10 protein-coding genes and 1 pseudogene are annotated in these 11,235 nt (G+C 64.5%); 10 read left to right on the top strand and 1 reads right to left on the bottom strand.

Annotation, left to right across the window (positions count from 1 at the left end; all coding sequences use genetic code 11):
* Positions 1-1,215, bottom strand: a 1,215-nt coding sequence (locus H8A95_RS26060) for a DEAD/DEAH box helicase (RefSeq protein WP_229185781.1), incomplete at its 3' end; no start/stop codon positions are given.
* Positions 1,216-1,680: 465 nt separating this feature from the next.
* Between H8A95_RS26060 and urtA the strand changes: the two genes are divergently transcribed.
* The 10 genes and pseudogenes from urtA (at position 1,681) to ureC (ending at position 11,213) form a co-directional block, all read left to right on the top strand.
* Complete coding sequence (gene urtA, locus H8A95_RS26055) at positions 1,681-3,009, top strand: urea ABC transporter substrate-binding protein (protein ID WP_229185779.1); 1,329 nt, start codon at positions 1,681-1,683, stop codon at positions 3,007-3,009.
* 115 nt (positions 3,010-3,124) lie between these two features.
* Positions 3,125-4,719 (top strand): annotated as a pseudogene (gene urtB, locus H8A95_RS26050) (urea ABC transporter permease subunit UrtB).
* Positions 4,716-5,885, top strand: a complete 1,170-nt coding sequence (urtC, locus tag H8A95_RS26045) for an urea ABC transporter permease subunit UrtC (RefSeq protein WP_229185777.1) — start codon at positions 4,716-4,718, stop codon at positions 5,883-5,885. Before urtB ends, urtC begins: the two are co-directional and overlap by 4 nt.
* Before the next feature lie 4 nt (positions 5,886-5,889).
* On the top strand, positions 5,890-6,651 hold the full coding sequence (urtD, locus tag H8A95_RS26040) for an urea ABC transporter ATP-binding protein UrtD (RefSeq protein WP_146989055.1): 762 nt from the start codon (positions 5,890-5,892) through the stop codon (positions 6,649-6,651).
* A 4-nt stretch (positions 6,652-6,655) separates the two neighbouring features.
* Entirely contained in the window at positions 6,656-7,351 is a 696-nt protein-coding gene (gene urtE / locus H8A95_RS26035) for an urea ABC transporter ATP-binding subunit UrtE (RefSeq protein WP_229185775.1), read from the top strand.
* 50 nt (positions 7,352-7,401) lie between these two features.
* Positions 7,402-8,238, top strand: a complete 837-nt coding sequence (locus H8A95_RS26030; RefSeq protein WP_229185774.1) for an urease accessory protein UreD — start codon at positions 7,402-7,404, stop codon at positions 8,236-8,238.
* Between the two features lie 81 nt (positions 8,239-8,319).
* Positions 8,320-8,622: an urease subunit gamma gene (locus H8A95_RS26025; RefSeq protein WP_050387204.1), complete on the top strand. Its 303-nt coding sequence runs from the start codon at positions 8,320-8,322 to the stop codon at positions 8,620-8,622.
* Between the two features lie 9 nt (positions 8,623-8,631).
* Complete coding sequence (locus H8A95_RS26020) at positions 8,632-8,937, top strand: urease subunit beta (protein ID WP_028334688.1); 306 nt, start codon at positions 8,632-8,634, stop codon at positions 8,935-8,937.
* A 4-nt stretch (positions 8,938-8,941) separates the two neighbouring features.
* Positions 8,942-9,496, top strand: coding sequence for an HD domain-containing protein (locus tag H8A95_RS26015; protein ID WP_229185772.1), 555 nt, complete (start codon positions 8,942-8,944; stop codon positions 9,494-9,496).
* Between the two features lies 1 nt (position 9,497).
* On the top strand, positions 9,498-11,213 hold the full coding sequence (gene ureC, locus H8A95_RS26010) for an urease subunit alpha (protein WP_229185770.1): 1,716 nt from the start codon (positions 9,498-9,500) through the stop codon (positions 11,211-11,213).
* The last annotated feature ends 22 nt before the right edge of the window (positions 11,214-11,235 follow it).

The following is an 11,235-nucleotide window of genomic DNA, read 5'->3' as shown; positions in this document are numbered from 1 at the left end:
TGCAGCCTCGCGGCCACCCTGCGTGCGGCGGTCTTCCCGCGGCACGGTAATGCGGATCAGCCGCTCGATATCGCGCAGATAGCCCATCTCCTCGGCGCCGGCGACCAGCGAGATCGCGATGCCGTCGGCGCCGGCGCGCGCGGTGCGGCCGATGCGGTGGACATAGGTTTCCGGGATGTTGGGCAGGTCGAAGTTCACGACGTGGCTGACGCCGTCGACGTCGATGCCGCGGGCGGCGATATCGGTCGCCACCAGCGTGCGGATCTCGCCGGAACGGAACGCCGCCAGCGTGCGCTCGCGGTGGTTCTGCGACTTGTTGCCGTGGATCGCATTGGCCTCGATACCGGCCTTGGCGAGGCTCTTCACCACCTTGTCGGCACCGTGCTTGGTGCGGGTGAAGACCAGGGCGCGATTGACCGGCTCCTGCTTCAGAAGCTGGGCGAGAACCGTCGGTTTGGCTGCGAAATCGACCTGGATCGCGCGCTGGGCGATGCGATCCACGGTCGAGGCCACCGGCGTCACCGCCACGCGGGCGGGGTCGCGCAGCATCGCCTCGGCGAGCTCGGCGATGTCCTTGGGCATGGTGGCCGAGAAGAACAGCGTCTGGCGCCGGATCGGCAGCTTGGCGACGATCTTCCTGATGTCGTTGATGAAGCCCATGTCGAGCATGCGGTCGGCTTCATCGAGCACCAGGAACTCGACCTGGTTGAGTTTCAGTCCGTTGCTCTGCACGAGATCGAGCAGGCGGCCGGGGGTGGCGACCAGCACTTCGACGCCCTGCATCAGGGAACGGACCTGGCGGCCCATCGGCACGCCGCCGATGGCGAGCGTCGAGGACAGCCGGATGTGGCGGCCATAGGTGTTGAAGCTGTCGAGGATCTGCCCGGACAGTTCGCGGGTGGGCGAGAGCACCAGCACGCGGCAGCTCTTGGGCTGCGGACGGACGCGGTTCTCCAGCAGCCGGTGCAGGATCGGCAGCGCGAAGGACGCGGTCTTGCCGGTTCCGGTCTGGGCGATGCCGACGACGTCGCGGCCGGCAAGTGCGAGCGGGATGGTCTGGGCTTGGATGGGGGTCGGCGTGAGATAGTTTTCTTCTCGAAGCGCGCGGGCGATGGGATCGGCGAGGCCGAAATCCTGAAAGGAGGTCAAAAGATGGTTCTTTCCATAAAAGCCGTCATCGTCCGGCCGGTATCGGCCGGAATCGCATGAAGGCATTCGGGGACACCCGCGTGTCTGGGGCGTCAAGCTGGGTTAGCTGAAAGGCGAGCCAGAAGCCGCTTGGGGCAGCTTGAACACGCAGCTCGCGAAGGCACCGCGATGTCGCGGGCATGGCGAGGATATGGACCAGGAACTTGGCGGTTTCAAGATGATATCGCTGGCTTTGGTGCGCGGAGTTCGCTGAACCATCGCGCAAACTGTCACAAATCGGTGCCGGAAATTTAGCCAAGCTGGCGATTTTGCCTAGAAAATAACCCGATTGCTCTTTCGGCAGTCAAGTTTCCGGCTCAACGATTGGGCAGTCGCTTTCCGTATTTGCCCGGAACTCGTGAAATTATCCAACCGGTTCATCGGCTTACGGTGCCCACGCACCGTGGCACAGTTCTTGCGATTCCCTTAACCGCAGGCGGCCATGCGGCCGTTTCGCAAGCGTTCACGCCTGCGTCAGGGAGACGACATTTCATGCTTACTCAGCTTACTCACGGAATAGCGACGATGACCCGCCGCCGCGCGCTCGCGGCGACGGCCGGCCTGGTTTTGGGTCTGGCTGCGTCCTCGCCCTTCGCGCCCGCGCAAGCGGCCGACGACACCATCAAGGTTGGTATCCTTCACTCGCTGTCGGGCACCATGGCCATCAGCGAAACCACGCTGAAGGACACGATCCTTTTCCTGATCGACGAGCAGAACAAGAAGGGCGGCGTGCTTGGCAAGAAGCTCGAGGCCGTCGTGGTCGATCCCGCCTCGAACTGGCCGCTGTTCGCGGAGAAGGCCCGCGAGCTGATCACCAAGGACAAGGTTGCGGTGGTGTTCGGCTGCTGGACCTCGGTGTCGCGCAAGTCCGTGCTGCCGGTGTTCAAGGAGCTGAACAACATCCTGTTCTATCCGGTGCAGTATGAGGGCGAGGAGTCCGAGCGCAACGTGTTCTACACGGGCGCGGCACCGAACCAGCAGGCGATCCCCGCCGTCGACTATCTGATGAAGGACGAGAAGGTGAAGCGCTGGGTGCTGGCCGGCACCGACTACGTCTATCCGCGCACCACCAACAAGATCCTGGAGGCGTATCTGAAGTCGAAGGGCGTCGCCCAGGAAGACATCATGATCAACTACACACCGTTCGGTCATTCCGACTGGCAGACGATCGTGGCCGATATCAAGAAGTTCGGCTCGGCCGGCAAGAAGACCGCCGTGGTCTCCACCATCAACGGCGACGCCAACGTCCCGTTCTACAAGGAGCTCGGCAACCAGGGCATCAAGGCGACCGACATTCCGGTGGTCGCGTTCTCGGTCGGCGAAGAAGAGCTCGCGGGCATCGACACCAAGCCGCTGCTCGGCCATCTCGCCGCCTGGAACTACTTCGAGTCGATCAAAACGCCCGAGAACGAGAAGTTCATCAAGGCGTGGCAGGCCTACACCAAGAATCCGAAGCGCGTGACCAACGATCCGATGGAAGCGCACGTGATCGGTTTCGACATGTGGGTGAAGGCGGTCGAGAAGGTGAAGTCGACCGATCCGGACAAGGTGATCGACGCGCTGCCCGGCATCGAAGCCAAGAACCTGACCGGCGGCACCTCGAAGATGCTGCCGAACCACCACATCACCAAGCCGGTGTTCATCGGCGAGATCAAGGGCAACGGCCAGTTCGACGTGGTCTGGAAGACCCCGGGCCTGGTGGCCGGCGATGCCTGGTCGAAGGAGCTCGAGGGCTCCAAGGACCTGATCGGCGATTGGGTCGGCAAGAAGTGCGGCAACTACAACACCAAGACCAACAAGTGCGGCGGCCAGGGCTCGTAATCGAGCGCTGCTGACCTAACGACAAAACACAACCTTCCAAAACCGGAGAAGGCGGCATTGTGCGCCGCCTTCTCCCCACACTCCTGCCGGGGTCATTCACGTGTTCGCCAATTGTATTGATCGTTTTCGTGCGCTGTTTCTCTCGATCCTGCTGCTGAGCTGCCTTGCTGTGCCGGCGCTGGCCGGCCCGTTCGAGGATTCGGTCGCCAAATTCGCCAATGACGAGTTCTCCGACACCGAGGCTGCGGTCGGCGAGATCGCCGCATCGGGCAATGCGCTGGCGTCGCCCATCATCAGCGCGCTGCAGGACGGCCGGCTGTCGGCCGATCCCGACAGCAAGAAAGTCTTCATCACCCAGACCGACGGCAAGATCGTCGACGCCACCACCGGCGCCGCGGTCGACAAGCTGCCGGACAACGCTGCGGCCGTTCGGCTCAACAACCGGCTGCGCCGCACCGTGGAGGCCGCGCTCGGCGGCCTGACGCTGCTGTCGCCGGATCCGGCCAAGCGGCTCGCCGCGGCGCAATCGGTGTTCAAGAGCCACGAGGAAAACCTGCTGCCGACGGTGGAGAGCGCGCTCGCCAAGGAGAGCGTCAAGTCGATCAAGCAGGCCTTCGCCGAGGCGCGCGCCGCCATCATCCTGTTCAAGTCGATGCATCCGATAGCGACAAGCTCGACGCCGTCGCCGTGGTCAAGGCGCGCGGCGATCAGGAGGCGCTGGCGCTGCTCACCGGGCTTGGCGACCAGCCGCCGCTGGTCACCAAGGCGGCCGCAAGCGCGGTGTCCTCGATCCAGAGCAATCTTGCGATGTGGTCAATGGTGCAGAACGCCTGGTACGGCCTGTCGCTCGGCTCGGTGCTGCTGCTCGCCGCGATCGGCCTTGCCATCACCTTCGGCGTGATGGGCGTCATCAACATGGCGCATGGCGAGATGGTGATGCTCGGGGCCTATACCACCTTCGTGGTGCAGGAGGTGATCCGCACCCGCTATCCCGCGCTGTTCGATTATTCGCTTCTCATCGCGGTGCCGCTCGCCTTCCTGGTCGCCGGCTTCATCGGTGTGTTGATCGAGCGCACGATCATCCGCTTCCTCTACGGCCGCCCGCTGGAAACGCTGCTCGCGACCTGGGGCCTGTCGCTGGTGTTGCAGCAGGCGGTGCGCACCGCGTTCGGCCCGACCAACCGGGAGGTCGGCAATCCCTCCTGGATGAGCGGCGCGTTCGAGCTCGGCCAGATCACCATCACCTATAACCGGCTCTGGATCCTCTGCTTCACGCTCGCGGTGTTCGCCATCCTGCTCGCGATGCTGCGCTACACCGCGCTCGGGCTCGAGATGCGCGCGGTGACGCAGAACCGCCGCATGGCGGCCTCGATGGGGATCGCGACCTCGCGGGTCGACGCGCTGACCTTCGGCCTCGGCTCGGGGATCGCCGGCATCGCCGGCGTGGCGCTGTCGCAGATCGACAATGTCAGCCCGAACCTTGGCCAGAGCTACATTATCGATAGCTTCATGGTCGTGGTGTTCGGCGGCGTCGGCAATCTCTGGGGCACGCTGGTCGGCGCCTTCACGCTCGGCATCGCCAACAAGTTCCTCGAGCCTGTAGCGGGGGCGGTGCTCGGCAAGATCGCGATCCTGGTGCTGATCATCCTGTTCATCCAGAAACGGCCGCGCGGCCTGTTCGCGCTCAAGGGCCGGGCGGTGGAAGCATGACGCCGCACATCCTCACCCGTTCGCTTGACCGCGCCGCGACGGCGTTCGTCCTGCTCGTCGCCGCTGTCGGCGTGCTGATCCCGCTGTCGAACCTGCTGTTGCCGCAGGGCTCGATGTTCCAGGTGCCGACCTATCTGGTGGCGCTGTGGGGCAAATATGTCTGCTACGCCATCCTCGCGCTGTCGATCGATCTGATCTGGGGCTATTGCGGCATCCTCTCGCTCGGCCATGGCGCGTTCTTCGCGCTCGGCGGCTACGCGATGGGTATGTACCTGATGCGCCAGATCGGCAGCCGCGGCGTCTACGGCAATCCGATCCTGCCCGACTTCATGGTGTTCCTGAACTGGGACAAGCTGCCCTGGTACTGGTACGGCTTCGACAAGTTCGCCTTTGCCGCGCTGATGGTGCTCGTTGTGCCGGGCTTGCTCGCCTTCTGCTTCGGCTGGCTCGCCTTCCGCTCGCGCGTCACCGGCGTGTATCTGTCGATCATCACGCAGGCGATGACCTATGCGCTGCTGCTGGCGTTCTTCCGCAATGATTTCGGCTTCGGCGGCAATAACGGCCTGACCGACTTCAAGGACATCCTCGGCTTCAACGTGCAAGCGGAAGGGACGCGTGCCGCGCTGTTCCTGCTGAGCTGCCTGGCGCTGATCATCGCGTTCCTGATCTGCCGCGCGATCGTGAGCTCGAAGCTCGGCAAGGTGCTGATCGCGGTGCGCGACGCCGAGAGCCGGACCCGCTTCCTCGGCTATCGCGTCGAATCCTACAAACTGTTCGTGTTCACGCTGTCGGCCTGCATGGCCGGCGTCGCCGGCGCGCTCTATGTGCCGCAGGTCGGCATCATCAATCCGAGCGAGTTCGCGCCGGCCAACTCGATCGAGGCGGTGATCTGGGTGGCGGTCGGCGGCCGCGGCACCCTGATCGGGGCCGCGCTCGGCGCCGTCGTGGTCAACTACGCCAAGACGTTCTTTACCTCCGGGCCGCTCGCGCCGTACTGGCTGTTCATGCTGGGCGCGCTGTTCATCCTGGTCACGCTGCTGTTGCCCAAGGGCATCGTCGGCACCTTCAACAGCTGGTGGGAGCCGCGGCGCAGCACGGGCATCGCAGCCGATGAGGCAAGTGCCGCGCGCGAAGACGGTATCAGCGCAGCGAAGATGGCGGAGTAGGCAGATGAACGTCATGGATACCCGCGCCACCTCGGCCATGCTCTATCTCGACGGCGTCCACGTCTCGTTCGACGGCTTCCACGCCATCAACAATCTGTCGCTGACGCTCGCGCCCGGCGAGATGCGCGCCATCATCGGCCCGAACGGCGCCGGCAAGACCACGATGATGGACATCATCACCGGCAAGACCAAGCCGGATGAGGGCACCGTGCTGTTCGACGGCACCGTCGACCTGACCCGGCTCGACGAGACCCGCATCGCCGAGCTCGGCATCGGCCGCAAATTCCAGAAGCCGACGGTGTTCGAGAGCCAGACCGTGCAGGACAACCTGCTGCTCGCGCTCAACGTCGATCATTCCGTGCGCGGCACGCTGTTCTGGCGCGGCAGCAAGGCCGAGTCCGAGCGCATCGACAAGGTGCTGGAGACCATCCGCCTGACCGACGCGCGCAACCGCCTTGCCGGCAGCCTGTCGCACGGCCAGAAGCAGTGGCTCGAGATCGGCATGCTGCTGGCGCAGGATCCGAAGGTGCTGCTGGTCGACGAGCCGGTCGCGGGGATGACCGATGTCGAGACCCATCTGACGGCGGAGCTCCTCAAGGAGATCAACAGGAACCACACCATCATGGTGGTCGAGCACGACATGACCTTCGTGCGCGAGCTCGGCGTCAAGGTGACCTGTCTGCATGAGGGCTCGGTGCTCGCCGAGGGCTCGATCGACCAGGTGTCGTCGAATGAGCGGGTGGTCGAAGTGTATCTGGGGCGCTAGGGCGATGCTGAAGATCGACAACATCAATCTCTATTACGGCGCGGCACAGGCGTTGCGCGGCGTGTCGCTGACTGCCGAGCCGGGCAAGGTGACCTGCGTGCTCGGCCGCAACGGCGTCGGCAAGACCTCACTGCTGCGCGCCATGGTCGGCCAGTATCCGATCGCTTCAGGCGCGATCAATTTCGACGGCAAGGACATCACCGCGCTCAAGCCCTATGAGCGGGCGCGGCGCGGCATCGGCTTCGTGCCGCAGGGCCGCGAGATCTTCCCGCTGCTGACGGTGGAAGAGAATTTGAAGACCGGCTTCGGTCCGCTGAAGCGCGAGGACCGCAACATTCCCAATGACGTGTTCTCGCTGTTTCCGGTGCTGGAAACCATGCTGGGCCGCCGCGGCGGTGATCTCTCCGGTGGCCAGCAGCAGCAGCTTGCGATCGGCCGCGCGCTGGTGATGCGGCCGAAGCTCCTGCTGCTCGACGAGCCGACCGAGGGCATCCAGCCCTCGATCATCAAGGATATCGGCCGCGCCATTTCCTATCTGCGCAACCTCGGCAACATCGCCATCGTGCTGGTCGAACAATATCTCGACTTTGCCTGCGAACTCGGCGACAGTTTTGCCGTGATGGACCGGGGTGCGGTGAAATATGCCTGCGACCGCGCGAACCTCGATCCCGCGGAGATCAGCCGCCAGATGGCGCTGTAAACAGGAAGTCACGCCGCCTCTCGCGGCGTGCGCAAGGGAGCGTCGGGGGAATGCGGACCGGGATCGCAGGCGCGGCAGCGGCGACGTTTGCGGCGAACCGCGCCGAGGGTGCTGTCAGGTTCGAGGTGCATCGCAAAGACGGCGCCACCCGCCGCGGCGACCTGCATGAGTCGGGCTCCTTGCGTGTCCGCTTCCCGTCACCGGAGGACGACGGCCTCTCGGCCATGTTCGTCAACACCGCCGGCGGCATTGCCGGGGGCGACCGCTTCGAGGTCGCCATCACGGCCGGCGAGGGCGCCCGCCTGACGCTGACCACGGCGGCCGCTGAGAAGGTCTATCGCGCCCCTGGCGCCGCGGCGCGGCTTGATATCTCGCTGAACGTTGCCGCGGGCGCGCATCTCTCCTGGCTGCCGCAGGAGACCATCCTGTTCGACCGCGCGCGCATCCACCGCACTTTCGACATCGACCTTGCCGAAGGCGCCTCGCTCTTGCTCTGCGAGATCGTGGTGTTCGGCCGCGCCGCGATGGGCGAGACCATGCGCCATGGCGAATTCGTCGACCGCTGGCGGATGCGCCGCGCCGGCAGGCTGGTGTTTGCCGAAACGATCAGGCTCGACGGCGACATCGGTGAGAAGCTGGCGCGGCCCGCGATTGCCAATGGGGGCTGCGCGATCGGCACGGCGCTGATCGTTCCGGGCGACGAAGCCTTGGTCGAGCGCATCCGCGAGGCGTCGGAAAGCTTCGGCGGCGAGGTCGGCATCTCGGCCTGGAATGGCTTTGCAATGGCGCGCATCTGTGCCCAAGATGCGGCCCGGCTGCGCGCCGACATGATGACGGTGCTCGGCCGCGCCTCCCTCGTCCCGCTGCCGCGGCTGTGGCTCAACTAGGCATGATCCGGAAAAGTGGATACCGGTTTTCCGATAAGATCATGCCCAACTTAAACGTTTCAGAACGATCAGAGTGCTCGCATGAATTTGTCTCCCCGCGAAAAGGACAAGCTCTTGGTTTCGATGGCCGCCATGGTGGCGCGCCGCCGGCTCGAGCGTGGCGTCAAGCTGAACCATCCCGAAGCCATTGCGCTGATCACCGATTTCATCGTCGAGGGCGCGCGCGACGGCCGCACGGTCGCCGAGTTGATGCAGGCCGGCGCCAAGGTCCTGACCCGCGCGCAGGTGATGGACGGCATCCCGGAGATGATCCACGACATCCAGGTCGAGGCGACATTCCCCGACGGCACCAAGCTCGTCACCGTCCACGAGCCGATCCGATAGGAGCGCGACATGATCCCCGGCGAACTCTTCATCAAGGACGGCGAGATCGAGCTCAATGCCGGCCGCAAGACCGTGACGCTCTCGGTCGCCAACACCGGCGACCGGCCGATCCAGGTCGGCTCGCACTATCATTTCTTCGAGACCAACCCGGCGCTGAAATTCGACCGCAAGAAAGCCCGCGGCATGCGCCTCGACATCGCCGCCGGCACCGCCGTCCGCTTCGAGCCCGGCCAGACCCGCGACGTCCAGCTGGTGGCACTCGCCGGCAAACGCGTGATCTACGGTTTTCGCGCCGAGGTGAAGGGGAAACTTTAGCGCCATGCTGCCAGGATTGCGCATGGTCTCCGAAGCTGCCGAGCTTGCTGCGCACCGTCACAACGGAATGGCGCGCAAGGGGCGCGGCAGTGAGCCTTATATCAACCATCTCGCCGAGGTCGCGAGCTTGCTCGCGCAGGTGACTGATGGTGCGGATGCCGAGCTGGTCGCTGCCGGGTGGCTCCACGACACCATCGAGGACACCGAGACCACGCGCGAAGAGCTCGCGCAAAAATTTAGCGCGCGCGTTGCCGCGCTGGTGGTCGAATGCACCGACGACATGAGCCTGCCAAAGGCCGTGCGCCGGCAGAGGCAGATCGAGGACGCTCCGCACAAATCGCCCGACGCAAAGCTGATCAAGACCGCCGACAAGGTCAGCAACATCGGCGCCCGGATCGTGCCGCATCCAAGCAAGGATGAACGCGACGATCTCGCCGACTATGCGGCCTGGGCCGAGAAGGTCGTTGCCGGTTGCCGGGGCATTAATCCGCGGCTTGACCGTATTTTCGATGACACCATTGCGCGCGCCAAGGCCGTGCTGGCTGAAACTGGGGGCTGATATGTCCGTGAAGATCAAGCGTTCCGTGTATGCCGACATGTTCGGTCCCACGACCGGCGACAAGGTGCGGCTTGCCGACACCGATTTGATCATCGAGGTCGAGAAGGATCTCACCACCTATGGCGAGGAGGTGAAGTTCGGCGGCGGCAAGGTGATCCGCGACGGCATGGGGCAGTCGCAGGTGACGAATGCGCAGGGCGCGGCCGATACCGTGATCACCAATGCGCTGATCGTCGATCACTGGGGTATCGTGAAGGCTGACGTCGCGATCAAGGAGGGCATGATCGCTGCGATCGGCAAGGCCGGCAATCCCGACATCCAGCCCAACGTCACCATCATCATCGGCCCCGGCACCGATGTGATCGCGGGCGAGGGCAAGATCCTCACCGCCGGCGGCTTCGACAGCCACATCCATTTCATCTGCCCGCAGCAAATCGAGCACGCGCTGATGGCGGGCGTCACCTCGATGCTGGGCGGCGGCACTGGCCCGTCGCATGGCACCTTCGCCACCACCTGCACGCCCGGCCCGTGGCACATGGGGCGGATGATCCAGTCGTTCGACGCTTTCCCGGTCAATCTCGGCATTTCCGGCAAGGGCAATGCGTCGCGTCCGGCGGCGCTGGTCGAGATGATCAAGGCCGGCGCCTGCGCGCTGAAGCTGCATGAGGATTGGGGCACCACGCCGTCTGCGATCGACACCTGTCTGTCGGTGGCCGACGACTACGACGTCCAGGTGATGCTGCATTCGGACACGCTGAACGAGTCCGGCTTCGTCGAGGATACCGTGAAGGCATTCAAGGGCCGTACCATCCATGCCTTCCACACCGAAGGCGCCGGCGGTGGCCATGCGCCTGATATCATCAAGATCGCCGGCTTGAAGAACGTGCTGCCGTCCTCGACCAACCCGACCCGGCCGTTCACCCGCAACACCATCGACGAGCATCTCGACATGCTGATGGTGTGCCATCACCTCGATCCGTCGATCGCCGAGGACCTCGCCTTCGCCGAAAGCCGGATCCGCAAGGAGACCATCGCGGCCGAGGATATCCTGCACGACCTCGGCGCGCTCTCGATGATGTCGTCGGATTCGCAGGCGATGGGCCGGCTCGGTGAGGTGATCATCCGCACCTGGCAGACCGCCGACAAGATGAAGAAGCAGCGCGGCGCGCTGCCGCAGGACAAGGGCAACGCCAACGACAATTTCCGCGTCAAGCGCTACATCGCCAAATACACCATCAACCCCGCGATCGCGCATGGCGTGTCGAAGCTGATCGGCTCGGTCGAGAAGGGCAAGATGGCCGACCTCGTGCTGTGGTCGCCGGCGTTCTTCGGCGTCAAGCCGGACTGTATCATCAAGGGCGGCTCGATCGTGGCGGCGCCGATGGGCGATCCGAATGCCTCGATCCCGACGCCGCAGCCGGTGCATTACCAGCCGATGTTCGCCGCCTTCGGCAAGTCGCTGACGGCGTCCTCTGTCGTGTTCACCTCGAAGGCCGCGGTCACCGGCGGCCTCGCCCGCAAGCTCGGGATCAGCAAGAAGCTCTACGCGGTGCAGAACACCCGCGGAAAAATCTCCAAGAAGAGCATGATCCACAATGATGCGACGCCCGAGATCGAGGTCGATCCCGAGACTTATGAGGTCCGCGCAGACGGCGAGCTCCTGACCTGCGCGCCGGCCGAGGTGCTGCCCATGGCACAGCGCTATTTTATGTTCTAAAACCCACCCCGGTAACCAGCGC

Origin of the sequence: Bradyrhizobium oropedii (assembly GCF_020889685.1) — a bacterium.
GTDB classification, from domain to species: domain Bacteria; phylum Pseudomonadota; class Alphaproteobacteria; order Rhizobiales; family Xanthobacteraceae; genus Bradyrhizobium; species Bradyrhizobium oropedii.
Note: the sequence above shows the minus strand (reverse complement) of the source record. Positions and strands in the feature narration are given on the sequence as shown.

Excerpts from the sequence above, each read along its gene's own strand:
- urtA (WP_229185779.1), top strand. The coding sequence starts at position 1,681 with ATGCTTACTCAGCTTACTCACGGAATAGCGACGATGACCCGCCGCCGC.
- urtC (WP_229185777.1), top strand. The coding sequence starts at position 4,716 with ATGACGCCGCACATCCTCACCCGTTCGCTTGACCGCGCCGCGACGGCG.
- urtD (WP_146989055.1), top strand. The coding sequence starts at position 5,890 with ATGAACGTCATGGATACCCGCGCCACCTCGGCCATGCTCTATCTCGAC.
- urtE (WP_229185775.1), top strand. The coding sequence starts at position 6,656 with ATGCTGAAGATCGACAACATCAATCTCTATTACGGCGCGGCACAGGCG.
- H8A95_RS26030 (WP_229185774.1), top strand. The coding sequence starts at position 7,402 with ATGCGGACCGGGATCGCAGGCGCGGCAGCGGCGACGTTTGCGGCGAAC.
- H8A95_RS26025 (WP_050387204.1), top strand. The coding sequence starts at position 8,320 with ATGAATTTGTCTCCCCGCGAAAAGGACAAGCTCTTGGTTTCGATGGCC.
- H8A95_RS26020 (WP_028334688.1), top strand. The coding sequence starts at position 8,632 with ATGATCCCCGGCGAACTCTTCATCAAGGACGGCGAGATCGAGCTCAAT.
- H8A95_RS26015 (WP_229185772.1), top strand. The coding sequence starts at position 8,942 with ATGCTGCCAGGATTGCGCATGGTCTCCGAAGCTGCCGAGCTTGCTGCG.
- ureC (WP_229185770.1), top strand. The coding sequence starts at position 9,498 with ATGTCCGTGAAGATCAAGCGTTCCGTGTATGCCGACATGTTCGGTCCC.